The 16,463-nt window shown below is 41.1% G+C and carries 14 protein-coding genes and 2 pseudogenes; 12 read left to right on the forward strand and 4 right to left on the reverse strand.

The window, feature by feature from the left end; genetic code table 11:
• The first annotated feature begins 27 nt into the window (after nt 1-27).
• The 7 genes and pseudogenes from DW182_RS22745 to DW182_RS22380 all read left to right on the forward strand — a co-directional run.
• On the forward strand, nt 28-219 hold the full coding sequence (locus tag DW182_RS22745) for a hypothetical protein (RefSeq protein WP_370449787.1): 192 nt from the start codon (nt 28-30) through the stop codon (nt 217-219).
• Nucleotides 216-1,847 (forward strand): RagB/SusD family nutrient uptake outer membrane protein, encoded by a 1,632-nt coding sequence (locus DW182_RS00985; protein WP_370449788.1) that lies wholly within the window; start codon nt 216-218, stop codon nt 1,845-1,847. The genes DW182_RS22745 and DW182_RS00985 overlap by 4 nt, the downstream gene beginning before the upstream one ends.
• Nucleotides 1,848-2,017: 170 nt before the next feature.
• Nucleotides 2,018-4,507 (forward strand): sialate O-acetylesterase, encoded by a 2,490-nt coding sequence (locus DW182_RS00990; protein ID WP_118294361.1) that lies wholly within the window; start codon nt 2,018-2,020, stop codon nt 4,505-4,507.
• A 5-nt stretch (nt 4,508-4,512) separates the two neighbouring features.
• On the forward strand, nt 4,513-4,644 hold the full coding sequence (locus DW182_RS22685) for a hypothetical protein (protein ID WP_255421261.1): 132 nt from the start codon (nt 4,513-4,515) through the stop codon (nt 4,642-4,644).
• A gap of 94 nt (nt 4,645-4,738) precedes the next feature.
• On the forward strand, nt 4,739-4,882 hold the full coding sequence (locus tag DW182_RS22375; protein ID WP_230372527.1) for a hypothetical protein: 144 nt from the start codon (nt 4,739-4,741) through the stop codon (nt 4,880-4,882).
• Between the two features lie 190 nt (nt 4,883-5,072).
• Nucleotides 5,073-9,311 (forward strand): DUF3883 domain-containing protein, encoded by a 4,239-nt coding sequence (locus tag DW182_RS01000; RefSeq protein ID WP_118294363.1) that lies wholly within the window; start codon nt 5,073-5,075, stop codon nt 9,309-9,311.
• Nucleotides 9,312-9,341: 30 nt separating this feature from the next.
• Nucleotides 9,342-9,497, forward strand: a pseudogene (locus DW182_RS22380) (cell filamentation protein Fic); the annotation flags it as partial.
• A 378-nt stretch (nt 9,498-9,875) separates the two neighbouring features.
• On the opposite strand, the gene DW182_RS01010 reads toward DW182_RS22380, so the two are convergent.
• The 4 genes and pseudogenes from DW182_RS01010 to DW182_RS01025 all read right to left on the reverse strand — a co-directional run bounded on the left by DW182_RS01010 (nt 9,876) and on the right by DW182_RS01025 (nt 13,131).
• Nucleotides 9,876-10,262, reverse strand: coding sequence for a type II toxin-antitoxin system HigA family antitoxin (locus tag DW182_RS01010; protein ID WP_007664081.1), 387 nt, complete (start codon nt 10,260-10,262; stop codon nt 9,876-9,878).
• An 11-nt stretch (nt 10,263-10,273) separates the two neighbouring features.
• Nucleotides 10,274-10,483, reverse strand: a pseudogene (locus DW182_RS22385) (type II toxin-antitoxin system HigB family toxin); the annotation flags it as partial.
• A 224-nt stretch (nt 10,484-10,707) separates the two neighbouring features.
• A complete protein-coding gene (locus DW182_RS01020) occupies nt 10,708-12,819 on the reverse strand; it encodes a BT4734/BF3469 family protein (RefSeq protein WP_118294364.1) in 2,112 nt (703 codons plus the stop codon).
• 81 nt (nt 12,820-12,900) lie between these two features.
• Complete coding sequence (locus DW182_RS01025) at nt 12,901-13,131, reverse strand: DUF4248 domain-containing protein (RefSeq protein ID WP_021968156.1); 231 nt, start codon at nt 13,129-13,131, stop codon at nt 12,901-12,903.
• Between the two features lie 185 nt (nt 13,132-13,316).
• Between DW182_RS01025 and DW182_RS01030 the strand changes: the two genes are divergently transcribed.
• The 5 genes from DW182_RS01030 to DW182_RS01045 all read left to right on the forward strand — a co-directional run bounded on the left by DW182_RS01030 (nt 13,317) and on the right by DW182_RS01045 (nt 16,442).
• Nucleotides 13,317-13,802, forward strand: coding sequence for an HU family DNA-binding protein (locus tag DW182_RS01030; protein ID WP_007664074.1), 486 nt, complete (start codon nt 13,317-13,319; stop codon nt 13,800-13,802).
• 64 nt (nt 13,803-13,866) lie between these two features.
• A complete protein-coding gene (locus DW182_RS22080; protein WP_021968155.1) occupies nt 13,867-13,962 on the forward strand; it encodes a smalltalk protein in 96 nt (31 codons plus the stop codon).
• Between the two features lie 15 nt (nt 13,963-13,977).
• Nucleotides 13,978-14,418, forward strand: a complete 441-nt coding sequence (locus tag DW182_RS01035) for an N-acetylmuramoyl-L-alanine amidase (protein ID WP_118294530.1) — start codon at nt 13,978-13,980, stop codon at nt 14,416-14,418.
• 304 nt (nt 14,419-14,722) lie between these two features.
• Complete coding sequence (locus DW182_RS01040; RefSeq protein ID WP_199678532.1) at nt 14,723-15,340, forward strand: RNA polymerase sigma-70 factor; 618 nt, start codon at nt 14,723-14,725, stop codon at nt 15,338-15,340.
• A gap of 112 nt (nt 15,341-15,452) precedes the next feature.
• Nucleotides 15,453-16,442 carry a FecR family protein gene (locus DW182_RS01045; RefSeq protein ID WP_118294366.1) on the forward strand — a complete coding sequence of 330 codons (990 nt, stop codon included), beginning with the start codon at nt 15,453-15,455 and terminating at the stop codon, nt 16,440-16,442.
• Nucleotides 16,443-16,463 lie beyond the last annotated feature (21 nt).

Raw genomic sequence — 16,463 nt, forward strand, 5'->3', positions numbered from 1 at the left:
AATTATAATCTTTAAAATAGTTGAAATATGAAAGTAAGATATATTAGTATCATGTTGATATTTGCCTTCATGGCATCAGGTTGTAGTGATTGGCTGCATGAAGATGATTCTTCGAAACTGACATATGATTTTTATTCTACCGAGAAAGGAATTGATGCAGCATTAGTTGCTACTTATTCATATATGCGATGGGGGGGAGTAAAACCAGATATAATATGATGACGGAGATGGGGGTGGATTTGTTTACCGAAGCTCGTGACGGTAAAACCCGTGAATCTTTTAATCGTTACGAATCCGGGTTTATGAATCCGTCCTTGAAGGTTCTTTATGAATTTTGGGAGAATCATTATAAAGCAATTAGTACGGCTAATATTGCTATAAGTCAAGTGGGAAAAAGCTCAGAATTATCTGAGTCTAAAAGAAATCAAAGTTTGGGAGAATTACATTTCTTGCGTGCTTATTTTTATTTTGATTTGGTGCAACATTTTGGTAAAATACCTTTGGAAACAGAAGGTAATTTTGAAGTAAGGACTGATTATAAACGGGCACCTATAGCAGATGTTTACAACCGGATTATTAGTGATTTGAGAATTGCAGAACCATTACTTCTTACGAAACCTGTAAATGGAGGAAGAGCCTCAAAAGATGCTGCTGCACACCTGCTTGCTAAAGTATATTTAACTCGTGCCAGTGCAGAAACTGATATTCGTGGCATGAAACCAACTGACTTAGATAGTTGTCTTTATTACGCAGAAAGTGTATTACCGGAGAATGGAGGTGTACACAAATTAATGAGTAACTATGCAGACTTATGGGACATGAGGAATCAGGGTAATTCTGAAGTAATTTATGCAGTGCAATTTACGAATAATCCACTGTATAATGATGACGGAAATTGGCTTCATCTTTATTGGAATGCGGCTATGTATGAGTTGCAACCGGGTATGATACGTGATATTGCAAATGGACGTCCTTATGGAATGATTCGTCCGACAGATAAAACTTTACTCACTCTTTTCGACCGTAAAAATGATTCTCGTTTTTATAAGAGTTTCAAAATGGTTTTTTATGCGAACAATGAAAAGACGCTGTCTAAATGGGAAACTTTATCCTATAACGGGGAGGTTTATTTCACCCCTGATCCCGCTAAAGGGCAAGTTACCGGAAAGAAAAAAATTGAGTTAGGAGATACGGCTATTTATTTTTCTGTACATAAGTGCGGACTTCAACCCGGTACACTGGAAATGAAGAAGTATCTCGCTAACTTTAAATATGTATATATGCCCTATGAAATGCATGACATAGAAGGACACCCTGTATTGCTTAAACATCTTGATCCTACACGACCGGATAAAAATACACAAGCTGGTGCACGTGAATGGGTACGTATGCGTTTAGGCAAAACCTATTTGATAGCGGCTGAGGCAGCAGGAAGAAAAGGAGACTATGAATTGGCGGCTAAATATATTAATGTAATCAGAAAGCGGGCTGCATGGGCTGCTGGTGAAGTGAAAGCCCCTCAATACTGGAGAGAGGAAGGTGGAGAGATGGGAAATATGGAAAGCACCTATGATTTGATAAAGGTGACCCCGGATGATCTAAAAACAGATTTCATTACTTTTATTTTAGATGAGAGAGGACGTGAGTTATTAGGTGAACTTTACCGTTGGGAAGATTTGGTACGTTGTGGCGTTCTATACGATTGGGTTATGAAATTTAATAAAGAGGCCAAAGCTGCGGGCACAATGAAGCCTTTTCATAAACTGCGTCCTATCCCTCAGAATCATATTGACCGTTTAAAACCGGCAGGAAAGATTGAAGAGGAACAAAATGAAGGTTACTATTAATTTAATAATGCGAATCAGAAGTTGAATTTAGTTCATTACTGAGCGGATATGAACAAAATGTGATAAGGTGGTAGCGGGATAACACTCTGTAATATATAGCGCAGCCACTTTATCACCCTATCACCTTACCACATTATCACTCTTTTATTCCTTTCTTTTCCAAAATAAGTATGAAGAAAATAGATATATTTTTATTTCTGTTGGTTACTACCTTGGTCGTTTCCCAGGCAAGTGCCCATAAACGTTTGTTTATTCTGCTCGGACAGTCTAATATGTCAGGCAGAGCACCGGTGGAAGATGCGGATATGGCAGCTTGCCCAATAGTAAAACTGCTGAATGCCGATGGGCATTTTGAAGTGGTCCGAAACCCATTGAATTGTTTTTCGAATATCCGCAAGGATATCGCTATGCAGAAGTTGGGCCCTGGATATACTTTTGCTGAAACATTGTCTGAGCAATTACAGGATACTATATTTCTTGTGGTCAATGCGCGTGGAGGAACCGCTTTAGAGCGTTTTATGAAAAACGATACTGCCGGATATTATGAGAAAACATTGTTACGTATCAAACAAGCTTTGCGCGAGCGCTCTGACCTGAAACCGGCAGCTATCATTTGGCATCAAGGGGAGTCTAACCGGGATGATTATCAGAACTATCTGAATCATCTGAATACATTGGTTGCTGATTTGCGTAGTGATTTGGGGATTCCGGATTTGCCATTTATTGCAGGAGAAATAGGACGCTGGAATCCGGACTATTCGCATATCGTAGAAAAAATTGCTTTGATTCCCGATAGCATACCTTATGCTGGACTTGTTTCTTCCGAAGGGCTGACTAATATTGATGAATTCCACTTTGATACACGGTCGCAAAGAGAATTAGGAAAACGGTATGCGAAGAAATATTTGGAACTGTCAGGGGAGAAGGTTTCAAGATTGGTACAGATACGTTCTAAATTATTTGAATCGAATAGTAAGGAAGTACTTGTTGTCGCTCACCGTGGCGATTGGCGCAATGCTTGCGAAAATTCATTGGAAGCCATAGAGAATGCCATCCGGATGGGAGTGGATATTGTGGAGGTGGATCTTGCCCGTACCAAAGACGGACATCTGATTTTGTTGCATGATAAAACGCTCGACCGTACTACTACCGGAAAAGGGAAACCAGAAGATCATACTTTAGCCGAAATTAAAGCGTTGCGTTTGCGGAATGGGTGTCATATCAAGACCATTTATAAGGTTCCCACTTTGGAAGAAGCATTATTGACAGCCAAAGGGAAGGTGATGCTGAACCTGGATAAAGCTTTTGATTATTTCGACCAGGTGTATGAACTGTTAGAAAAGACGGGAACCACCAACTTGGTGATCATGAAAAGTAATGCTCCGGCGGAAGATGTGAAACGTGATTACGGGAAATATCTGGATAAGGTGGTTTTCATGCCGAAAGTTAATTTGGATGAAGAAGATGCCATTCAGAAGTTAAATGACTATCTTCGGGTGTTGAAACCGGTGGCTATTGAATTTAAGTTCGCCCATGATACCAACCTGTTGCCTTACGAAGTGAAGAAGATAATGGCCGGGAAATCCCATATCTGGTATAACACCTTGTGGGATACCCATGCGGGCGGGCATGATGACGACTGTTCACTGGCAAACCGGGATAAAGGTTATGGTTATTTGATTGACAATTTAGGTGCAACAATCTTGCAAACAGACCGCCCGGCGTACCTGATTGACTATTTGAAACATAAATCGAAAGTAATGGATTGTAAACGCGATTGGACCTATCTACAGTCGGAGAATGAATTTCAGGCTCCTTCCGTTCCTCACTTTATGGTTGAGGAGTGTTTCCTGAAAGGCAAGCAAAGTCCGCAGACTAATGAGGATGGCATTATTGTTACGCCTTACTTTGCAGCGGTGATTGACGGGGCTACGGCTAAATCTACCTTCACCTACGAGGGTAAGAAAACCGGTCGGCTGGCTATGGAGCTTGCTTTGGAGGCTATACGTGATTTTCCGAAGGATATTGATGCTGTTGAGGCTATTAGCCGGATAACAAAGAAAATACATGATTTCTATGTAGAGCATAATTTACTTGATGAGCTAAAGTCGGAGCCGGGTAAACGTTTCACGGCCAATGGCGTGATTTATAGCTATGCCCGGAATGAAGTATGGCAGGTGGGCGATTGCCAGTGTATCATTGGCAATCTGTATTCCTCTAATGAGAAAGAGATTGATGCTATTATGGCGAATGCCCGTGCGGCTGTCAATGAAGTAGCTTTGCTGGACGGGGCTACGGTGAAAGATCTGGAATCTCACGATCCGGGACGGGAATTTATCTATCCTTTTCTGCAGAAACAGGCTGTTTTGCAGAATTGTCCGATAGAAGGCCAGCGGTATGCCTTCCCTGTCTTTGACGGCTTTCCCGTGCAGATGAAACAGGTGAATATTTTCCCTGTGGGTGATGCGGAAGAGGTGGTATTGTCTTCTGACGGTTATCCTCATCTATATTCTACCTTGCATGAATCGGAATGTTATCTTGCAGATATTTTAGAAAAAGATCCTTTGTGTATACGGTTGTATAAGAGCACGAAAGGGATAAAGAAAGGAAACTGCTCCTTTGATGACCGTGCTTACCTGAGGATAAAAATTAAAAAATAATATTTATGGAATTAGAAGAATTGCGTGATGAATTGAAAATTACCAGTGAACGCGAGTACGCACTCGTTGAAGAGTTGCTGGTTAGTGTAGAGAAAAAAAAGTCTGCTCCGGCAGCTTCGGCAGGTAGAAAAGCATGATACACCTGCAAGGTTAGAGTATTACGGCCATCCGAAGGAGATTGCCAGAGTCATTGTAAAGTTGATAGAGCAAGGGAAGTTGCGCTACAATGGAGTGGAAAATTATACACAGATTATCCATTCGCTGGCTTCGGTGATAGATGTGGTGAATGTAAAGACGGGAAAGATTGTGAGCAGAGAAACGTTGCTGTCCTATGCAAAGTGGATACGGACAGGAGAGTTGCCGGAGGATGAATGATGGAAGGCGGAGTAATCCGCCTTTTCCCCTCAATATTTTGTGAGTCAGATTTTCAGTCATAATTGATGTATTCTCTATCTTTTTTATCTCTTTATTGTTAAATTAGTTTTGCTTTTATTATCTTTGTCTCGTTAGTTAATCTTGTGGAATAGTCGTGAGGGGAAAATAAATCTTGAGACAAACTGGTTTTATGGGTATAAAGGAAAAAACATTATCATTGTTTGAAGATTCCTGTAGGAATTCTGAACGGGGACTGAAAACCATCTGTGAAGCAGAAAAATATCTTCAACAAGCGTATGAAGGTCGTTACTTCTTCGAATTAATACAAAATGTGAGAGACGCCAACAAGGAGGCATCACAAGAGGGGGATATTTATATTGAACTTAAAGACAATGTACTGTCAATAGCAAACACAGGTGCTCCTTTCAGTGAGGAGGGGATTGCATCGATCACTTCCATTGGGCAGAGTCCGAAACAAAGCCTAGACTTTATTGGATTCAAAGGTATTGGTTTTAAATCGACGCTGGAAGTTTCAGATACACCTCGTATCGTTACCACTGGAGGGGCTATATATTTTGATAGGAAGCTTACGATGGAAGTGCTGAGTCAGTATAATAGTAACCTTGTTGAAAATCAATTGCCATTATTCTTTTTCCCTCATTACCGTTCAAGAGCATTGACAAGCGAAGAGCGAGAGAAAGGTATTGTCACAAAGATTGAACTTCCTCTTAAAGAAAGTTTTGCAGAAGAAAAAATTTGTGCTGATTTCGGAGAAATTAAAGCCAAGCAACTTGTGTTGTTGGGTAACATACAGAAAGTAGATTTTACAACTCCAACTCAAAGGACGATATATAATATCCAGAAGGATATCCGGAAAAATCTTATAGTTGTTGATAATGGTAAGGAAATACTGAACCGATTCAGGTATTACGTCCCAAATGAAAAAAACTTTCTTCCTGACGATATTCTGAATAGTCTTGAAGGAAAAGAAAAGGAAATATACAGTAATAGCACATCTATTGATATTCATATTGTGCTTGAACTTGATGAGAAGAATTTATTTGTACCTGATGCAAATGCAAAATTGTACTTGTTTTACCCTCTCAATATTCGTTCCGGCTTTCGCTTTATGATACATAGTTATTTTTTAGTTAATCCGGAACGAACACGGCTTCGCAAGTCACCTTTGAACCGATACCTGCTTCGTAAAATAGGTGAGTATATTGGGAGTGATATGCTGAAATTATTAAAGAGGGGAAAATACAATACAAACGAAATTCTTTGTTTTAAAAGGAATGAAGACGCCGGACTGGAAGAACTTTATGATGGACTGGTTGAGACATTGAAGGGGCAAAAATTCATTTATGATCAACACTCACGGAAATATTATAAAACATCAGAAGTGATTGTTGCAGATGGATTCGATAAAGGACTTTTTCCTGATGATCGGTTTGATGGTAAACCAATTATCTATATTGGGTCGGCCCCTGTCGTTGAATGGTTGATAGCAGAGTTTGATATATATTACTTAAGTTATGAAGATATTGCCAGTGGCATCGAACAAGAGGCTAAAAAACAGGCAAAATCTAAAAATCTTGACTTTTTTCAGAACCTTTACCGATATATTGATAGGCATAAAAATTTAAATGTCTCAGGCAAGAGGATATTGTTGACCAATAACTGGAAATTGATATCCGACGATGAGGATGTTTTTTATGGAGGTCGGAGGAATCCGGTTTCACTACCTGCCAGCATCCAGAAGTATGTGCACTTTATGCATAATGGTATAAAACTCGAAATTAGAGAGACACGTATTGCGGTGAAAGAGTTTAATACTAATGAGTTGATCCGAAGGTTGCTAAAATTATTCGATGAAAAGACTGTTCCTAATGTAGATATACTGAATGCTATCTATCATCTGAACCCACAAGATGCACGATCCGAGCTGGATATAAAAGAAAAGATACAGCTTCCTGTCAAAGGCCAAAAAGATTGGATATCACCTTTTAAGCATCCGGTCTATTTTGATAAAGAAGAATTGCGGGAATTATATCCTGAGGGCTATTTTGTTGATGAAACCGTATTTAAGCAAGAGGAACTGGGAGAGGAAGAAATAGAAGCGGAAACTTGTGTTGAAGATTTCCTTAAGTTGTGTGGAGTATGGGAGATACCGGCATTTTATATCAGCAGTGATGTGCAGACCGCATCCCGTGGAAATGGTAATATCCGGGTGAAGCACATCCAGCGTAACACGCACCTTAGTGATACGCCTTTTTATATTGAGAATGACCGTATGCTGGACAAACCCGTAAAGTATACAAAATGGTTTACTGATACAATTGTAGAAAATTGGGAACTTTATAAATCCCTTATGAGCGCTACGTGGTTGCCTAAAATGAAATATTCCAATGGTTTTAGCTATAAGCACGACGCCCAATCCTCTGTAATAATGAAATTTTCATCATTTTGCGAAGAATTGTCCAAGATGCGGTGGATTATTTTGGACGATGATGAAAAAGTGTATTCACTGGCGTATATTGTAGGAATGCGTTTAGCTGATATCTCAAAAGTTCATAATAAAGTTATATCTAAATATCTCAGGCTGTTTCCAATCGATTTTGAAAATAATCGTGATTTTATAGAGTCGGTAGGGTTGTGTCATTTGGATGGAAATACTGTGGATAATTTTAATCGGCTTCTCAAACATATTTATAATAGATACCATAAATATATACCTGAAGGGAAGGATTTTACAGATTTCTATAATCGTATATTAAGCAAGGTTTTTGATTTCTATGACAGGAATGAAATTTCGGATAATGATGTGAGGACAATTTGCAATACACCTATGTTGGCCATTAATGAAACCACTGGAAGGTCAAAATGGGAGTATCCGGAAAATATCTATTATATTGACGATAAACTTAACTATGACTTGTTACCTGAATCTGTCCGAGCAGAAATACAACCGCATTTCACCAATCGGGATAGGAATACATTTGGGAAAATTGCGGCAAAAATAGGGAGGCGTTTTTCTAACTCAATAACTAAAAACTTAGTTGAATCTCCTGCCTTAAAGGAATTTTTCTTAATAGAGTTTTTTACTGATTTGCCGCAAGCAATTGCATTGCTGGAATATAATTTTGATATTTCTATGTCTTCATACCTTGAAGCGCTGAAGCTTGTAGAGGTCTGGAAAAAAGAAAAAGTAGAGACCGAAATATCTGTTGGCGAACTGTCTGGTTTGATTATTGAATCTGATTATTATATTGAGAAAACCAGAAGAAATTTTATTCTCCATATTAAGAACGACAGTTTAAGGCAACCGAAACTTATTGCTGCCTGTTTGACAGAATTGTTTATGAGTATGCTGGATCGTGATTTAAAAAGATTCAATATTGATTTGTGGAAATTTATAAAATCAAAAAATAAAGCAGATTACCTTGCAGACTATGACATATCAGTTACTCGGATAGAGGAAATCCGGCAAATACTGTATGCTTCGGATTTTACCCAGCTACAGAAGTTCTGGCAAGCTGTTTTTATCACAAAAAAAATACCTAATTTTGATCGGATTATTGTGAATGATACGGTCGATATAAAAGAAATAGCTTCATTGGCGGGATTGGAACTTGAGACTGTAAGAAAGATAAATGAAGAAGTTAATTTTGATAATATCAATCGGTACGAAAATGTTCCGCTGTTATCTTCTTTATTTCACAAACTTGGCATGTCAAGAGAGCAGATTAATCTGCATCTGTATCCGGAAGTGGAAATGAAGCAATGGCTAATAGAGCAGGGAGAAAATATATCTACTAAAGAATTACAGCTTCCTCCTGAACAGGTAGCAATGAAATATGCCAATCAATGCAAACCAGCCATTGAGAATATCAAACCTAGTCGTGTACCGGAAAAAATGCAATCAACAGGCAGGCAATATGGAACAGGCAATGGCTCTTTAAAATATGATGGGCAAAAGAATAATAGGCAGAAGCTAATTATAGGGATGGTAGCTGAAATGATCGTTTATGAGAAATTGCAAGAAGATCAGAACATTGAAAATGTTAAATGGGTATCAAGATATGCTGCCCATGTCGAACCTGCTTATTCTGGTTACAATCCGCATGGTACTGATGGACTGGGGTATGACATTGAATATACTGACAGGACTGGAAATAAAAATTTCGTTGAGGTTAAGGGAAAAGCAGATGACCAGAATTGTTTTGAAATAACGATACCGGAGATAGAAAAAGCCAAGCAGGAGAAGAATTTTTATCATATTATTTTTGTGACTAACACTCTAAATGAGGAACTAAGAAGAATCAAATATCTTGGAAATCTTTTTATGTTTGAAGAAGGGGAGGACCTCTTGAATAATAAACGCTTTTCAGCAGTAACTAAAAGTTATGAGATAAGGTTTAAAGAATAGGAAATCTCTATGCTCGTATACTGTAGCTGTATGTATTCTTTTATAACCCATCCAACAGTTATTGAAGGATCTACTGTCACTGAAATAGAAAATCAACTTCTGTTTGATGAAGGCATTAGTGCGAAAGGTCGTTCTATGATTGAACAACTGATGAACTTAGATCAGAAAGCAGCATACGAACAATCTTGCCGCAGTTTTAGCATAACAGTTAAAGAATTATAGAGAAAATCTCATAAGGAAGTTATAGTAAAAAGTGGCGAAAGATTTGGAAAACATGGCGGTATTTTTCAAATTTTTCGCCGCTTTTTTGAGACTTTCCGCCAACTTTTTGAAGTCTGTTTCTCAGGCTTTTATTTCATCATACTTTTTGTTTATGAATTATGGTAACGATGTCTTTTTTATTGGGACGGTTAGGTAGAGATAGGTTACTTTCTAAAACTTTCGTGAGGAAGATAAAAATAGAAAGTGATTACTTACTATAGTTAAACATATTCGGGAAGTTATAGAAATAACCCACTTCGACCTAACCATTCGATGCGTTTGAAAGTGTAGAATGATTTCACTTTATGAAATATTATCTAAGATGAAATCAGCCGGTATGCCTAAGTTATCACGTAACCTTTTCACGATATTAAGATTCAATGAACGACGACCATTCAGGATATCGCTGACTCTGGATTCTGATATTCCCAGACATTTAGCTGTTTCTTTCTGCTTTAAGTTATTCGCTTCCATTTTTGCCCGAATAGCATCAATAATCAAAGTTGAAACTCTTCCGGGTAGTGGATGATAGGCAGCCTCCCATTCGCTGATGGCTTGAGAGAGGGCTATGTATTTTGTTTTGTCTTCCTCACTCAATAATTCCATATCACCTAAAGATGTACCTTTAGTGATAATGCTTTCCATTTCTGCTTGATAAGCGCGGAATTCTTTTTCTGTCTTAATCTTCATATATATGCCTCCTATATAGTTTTTATTTTATTTGCATCAATTGCATCATAATCTGAATGGGTTCCAACAAAACGAATATCGATATTTCCTGCAAAAAATACAACCAAAACAATAAGGCGATATTTATTGCCTTTGACATTGAATACATAACGATTGTTCCCTACATAGTCCGCAGACAAATAATCGTTTTTCAATTCGTTATGATTCTTCCAAGAAGCTTTTGTTACCTCTTCAACCTACTTCTCTAAAGCAGTTTGTGCATCATTGTGCTTTTTGCAGAATTTCTCAAACTTTTCAGATCCTGTAATATTCATGTTTTCTTTATTTAAGTACAAATATAGTCAATAATTCCCGAAAAGAGAAGTTGTTCTTTCTTTTTCTTCTCTTTTTGGGAATTGTTTAACGGTTCATCTATGGATGTACATATCCGGTTAATGGTATATCTTTATTGATACAACTGATTATTTCTTACACTTTCCGCCTCCAGAAGTATCACCTCGTAGCGCCTCATGTTCTTGCTTGTCACATACTGGAAACCGTATTTGGTGAGGATCTTTCCTATCAGAATCTTTCCGGCATGGTTGTATTGATAGCCGGTTCTGTTCCGGATTTCCTCCGCCATTTCACTTACCGTCATGTACTTGAAACTCTCGAAACGTTCCGGTTTGCGGAAGTGCGTCAGTACCATTTCCTCTTCGGGAGTCTGGAAGAGGAAAGGCTTGTTGTTGAGCTCTATCTCATCGTTCTCGTAGGCTTCGAACCAGTAGCGGTAACCACTGTCCAGCAGATGCTTGATCTGGGCATAAAGCTGTGGATAGTCGATATCGGGGCGGTCGATCTTTTCAATTTCGTAGCAGAGGAAACGGCGGTTGCCGGTGGGGTCGTACAACACTTGCGGATAGTTGCAGGTGCCGGCAAAGGAAGCCCAGTGCGGCAGGTTCTGGGTATGGCGGGCATAAGGCAGGCGGATGCTGATGAACTTCCGGGTGATGAGGTCCTTCAGCAGACTTAGTTCATGCCCCGTCATGCCTTCGAATTCGTCGAAGTTGATAAGCATATATTCCGACATGCGGGAGAGGTCGTCCTTGTTTCCGGCGGAGATGATGCCGGTGCTGAGATAATCGGTTCGCAACTCACGTGGCAGAATGTTGTTGATGAAAGTGGTTTTCCCCAAGTTCTGCTTGCTGCATAGCAGGAGGCAAAGGTGGTTCACTACTTCTTCTCGTGTGGCGGCGGCAACCATACCTACCAGGAAATGCCTGAAACCTTTCAGCCAGAACTCCGTCTGTGCAGGGATGGTGTGAACGCTGCCGGCGAGGAGGCCGATGTGGTCGATGCCGTCCCATTGGGGCAGACGATTCAGATATTCGCGGATGGGATGGTAGGAGAAACTGAAATCGGAATAAATCAGATTCTCCATGTTCTTGACGCTGCAGGGATAACCGGCTTCGTTCAGCTCCATCCAGATGCTGTTACTTACCATGTCATCCAGCATGACGAAATCGTCTTCACCCTTTTTGCGACATTCCATGCGGTGCTTCATCTGGTTGTAGCGTGTTTCGTAATGGCTGTTGATGTACTGTCCGGTACGGAGGAAATTCCATTGCGGAGTAGTCAGTTTGCAGGTGTTGTATTCATCGGCATGCTGGTAGGCGCTGTCGGTCAGGGAGTCGATTTCTTCGGGCGGCAGGTCGGTGAAGTTGAGGTGCAGGAAGGGAATGACTTCTTCTTTGGGGATGCCGTAAGCGTTGTAGGTGCAAGCCAGCCTGAACAGGTAATTGTTGCGGTTGCCCTCCTCATACTTGTTTTTATGGTCGTGGTAGTAAAGAAGCAGGCTGAGCAGGGAACGGCTTTCGCTTTGGGTGTAGCAGATGTGATCCGAAGGTTTCAGGCGGGAGGTTGTGCTTTCCGCTGTTCCGGCAGCCTTTTTCCGTCCGGGAGTTTTCTTTTTCTTTTCCCTAAGCGGACGGTTAAGGTCGACAATAAGAAGCTGCGGGGCGGGATTCAGGTAAACGTTTTCATCATGGGGCAGATAACAGATGCGTGTCATGTCTTTGCCCGATTCGTCGATATCCGTTTGGCAAAGTTCTTCGTAGAGTGCAGCAACCTGGTCGTAAGCGTGGGCATGGTAGTTGCGCACTTCTTCGGGAGACTGCGGCAGGGTGCCGTCGGGCAGGCTGGTTTGTACGGTCAGTTTGTAGCCGTTGCCTTTCGGACTGGTGAAACTGATATGGGTGAACGGACTTCCCGTGACGGCTGCTGAAATGCGTGCCAGTTCTTCGGGAGTTTTCTTGTCGAGATCGATGACGATTTCTCCGTTGTATCCCGTGAGTTTGTCATACCGGCGTCCACCGGTGAAGCGGGCGGAGAAGGTGACGGAAGGAAGTTCTCCTTTTATGAAATCAGCGGTTGCGATGTCATTGGCAGTAAGATGCTGTCGGATGTCAAGGGTCATGTGTGCCAGTTTTTCATCGTAGCGGATGATGTTGACCACTTCTTCGTCGGTCACTTCGCCGACAGGCGGTTGTTTCTTGTTTTGATAATACGAATATTTCATTGTTTATAAAAAATTTGATGCAAATTAACGAATGTGTCCGATAACGGGGAATAACTTTTTGCTTTTCACGTAAAGTTAAGTTTAAGGTTCGCCCAGATGGTCGACTATAACTTTTACCTGTCGGGGAGTGAGAATACGGTTCCGGTCCTGATAACCCAACAGAATCAGTTCGGCATGCAGTTCGGCGTTGTGGAGTATCCAGCGGCGAAGTACTTGGGTGGCATTTTTAAGGGTCAGTTGTGGATTGTAGAGATGAGCGAGTTCCGATTTAGTGTAACTGCGCACTGTGAAAGTGCCTTTTTCTTCTTTCATTTTTTGGTATTTATTGATTGTTTATATGATGTAAATTTACTGAAAATAAACGATCTGTAAAAGTTTTGGGATGTGTTTATTTCAATAATATTCGTAAAGCTTCATTGGCGATTGAGGGGTACCTTCGATCCGGTATATTTGCAGTGTAAATCGATGGTTTACAATCACTTTAAAATTTAATCGATATGGCAACATCCATGAATTATTCGGTGGTGGCTCGTAAAAATCCTTCTAAGAAGGATGAGCCGAGTAAGTATTATGCCTTGGCGCAAGCTTCGGGCGAGTTGGACTTCGACGAAATGTGCGAGGCGATAACGGGACGTACCACGTGTACGGAAACTGATGTACGTGCTGCATTGGCGGGCATCATTTACGAAGCGAAACGTGCGCTGAAAGCGGGACGCATCGTGAGGTTGGGAGATTTGGGTTCCTTGCAGATGGGACTCAGCAGTAAGGGGGTGGAAAAAGCGGAAGACTTTACTGCGTCTATGATCAAAAAGTCACGAGTGAACTTTCGCCCGGGCAAGGGATTGACGGATATTGCCAAGACGATGGCGTATACCCGTGTGCTGACCCGGAGTTTGCAGGGTTCGGCTTCGGGCGGCAATGGTTCGGAGGGGGGAGGCTCCGGCAGTGGGGACGGAGGAATTGAAGATGATCCGTTGGGATAGATTCTAACGCCAGAGGTGTTAGAAATTAAAGAATAAAAAAATCAATCACTAAAAACTGATCGTTATGAAGAAGATTACTTGGGATACGGTATTGAAAATTGTAATTGCGATGGCTTCTGCTTTGTTGGGTGCGCTGAGCGCACATGCTATGACGATATAAATGGGCATACCGGTTATGAGAAAGATCGATCTGATTATTATTCACTGTTCCGCCACAAGGGCGGACAGTGATTTCAGTGCGCAGGACGTGGATACGGCGCACCGTTACAGGGGCTTTTCATCGTGGGGGTATCACTATTATATCCGAAAGTCGGGACAGGTGGAGCTGATGAGACCGGAAGATGTGCCCGGAGCGCATGCCCGCGGATACAATGCAAACAGTCTGGGAGTGTGTTATGAGGGCGGTTTGGATGTGAACGGACGTCCCGCCGACACGCGGACTTTGCGGCAGAAAGAGGCGATGCACAGACTGGTGGCGGACCTTTTGCAGAGTTATCCGGAGGCTCGGGTGGTGGGGCACCGGGATCTGAGTCCTGATAGAAACTACAACGGTATTGTAGATCCTTGGGAAAGGACGAAAGAGTGTCCTTGTTTTGACGTAAATGCGGAATTTTAGGTTTAGGCAACGTTTGAATGAAGGCGGGTGAGTAAAAAACTCCCCCGTCTTTTTTTTGTGCGTGCCGAAGTATTGGAATTTATCCGGATAAATAACCGAATCACTGCTAAAGATATTGCAGAGGCGCTTTCGGTTTCCTTACGACAAGGTGAACGTATTATGGTAGTATTCTTCAAAATCAGTAAACGAATAAAAACAATCTCTTTTTCATTTTGTATTGGAACAAAATTTTAATAGGTTTGCAAAACCTAATTATTCAGTTCTAACAATCTTTGTTCCTTAAAATATAAACATGGAAAAGAATTTGGCTGATTTTTCAGATGATAGCTATTTATTGGAGGAGATAAAACGGGGAAACGAAGAAGCCTTCGTCTATCTGTTTAAAAATTATTTTCCGCGTTTGCGTGGATATGCTGTTCGCTTTATTGAAGATGAAGAAATCGTTCGGGATATTATTCAGGAATGTTTTCTGAAGTTCTGGGAGAAGAGAGACTTACTTTCGTCAGTCTCCATAACCTCTTTGCTGTTTGCGATGGTGCGCAACGGATGCCTGAATTATCTGAAACACGTATCCATTGTAGAGAAACACCGGATTGAATACCTGGCATCCATTGAGGGGGAAGAACGGCTTTACTATACCGACTTCACCTTTGATGCAGATAATAAACTTCTCTATGATGAATTGCAGGAGCAAATCAAGCTCGTCATAGGTCAGCTTCCTGAACGTTGCCGCGAAGTCTTCCTGCTGAGTCGGTTCACACATCTCAAGAACAGAGAAATAGCCGATAAACTACAAATATCCACTACAGCCGTGGAGAAACATATTTCTAAAGCCCTTGCCCTTTTTGAACGTCACTTCAAGGATAAGTATCCGGTAGACATTTATATAATGGTCTTAGCTTGGGTGATTATGAACGAATAAACAGAATAACTAGGAAGAGAAAAAGTAGAAAACTGATAATTTTCTGCTTTTTTCTTTTTCCGGGGTTGGGTAGAATTAAAATTAGTTGTTACATCCTATAGAAAGAGAATTTATGAAAACAGAAACAATCATTCACGAATTGGCGATCCGCTACTTTGAAGGACAAATTTCAAAGGCGGAAGAGAAACTCTTGTTCAACTACATTGAGCAAGCGGAGGAAAACCGCTTGCGGTTTCGCCAGTGGGAAAAAGAATGGAAGGTTACTAATGAAGGGGACGAACAGACCATGCAAGAATGGCAACGTTTGCAACGCCGCCTTCGCACGCAAGAGGCTATTATGCCGATGTTGTCTCGTCGCAATTTCAGCTTCTGGCGCGGGGCGGCTGCCGTAGCTGCCATTGTGGTGCTTACTGCCGGGGCTACGTTGGGCATTTGGAACATTGCTTCCTTATCTACTACCGAAGATTATTTCGTATTCGAAGCTCCCTACGGAGAAAAGAGTAAGATGACTTTGGCAGATGGTACAGTGGTATGGCTGAATGCTGGTTCCATATTGAAGTATTCGGATAAGTTCAACGAGCGGAATCGTAAAGTGATACTTAGCGGTGAGGCTTATTTTGAAGTTACGAAGAAGGAAAAGGCCGAATTCACGGTACAGACCTGCGGATATGATGTAGTAGTAAAAGGAACTAAATTCGATGTTTCCGCCTATCCTGAAGACTCAGTTGTCACTACGGCACTGATAGAAGGAGTTGTAGAAATCCATCGTGGGGAACAGCGTATGGAGATGATACCCGGTGAATTTGTAAAGTTGGATATGGCTACCGGAAAAATCACACGTACCCGTAACGATGTGAAGCAATGGAAAGCCTGGTCGGAAAATCGGATTGAATTTGAGGATATTACGTTGAAAGAACTGGTAGCGAAGCTATCCCGCCAGTATGACGTCAATATCAGTTTGGAATCGGAACAGGTAGGTGCCAAACGCTTCCGCATTTCATTAAGAAACCGTGAGACGATAGGAGAGGTGATGGCTGCTTTGCAGGAGATCATCCCGATAACCGTCGAACGTAGAGGAAAGGATATATATATCAGAGAATAAAATCAATTTTGTAACAACTAA

Source organism: Bacteroides sp. AM16-24, assembly GCF_003471885.1.
In the GTDB taxonomy this organism is placed as follows: domain Bacteria; phylum Bacteroidota; class Bacteroidia; order Bacteroidales; family Bacteroidaceae; genus Bacteroides.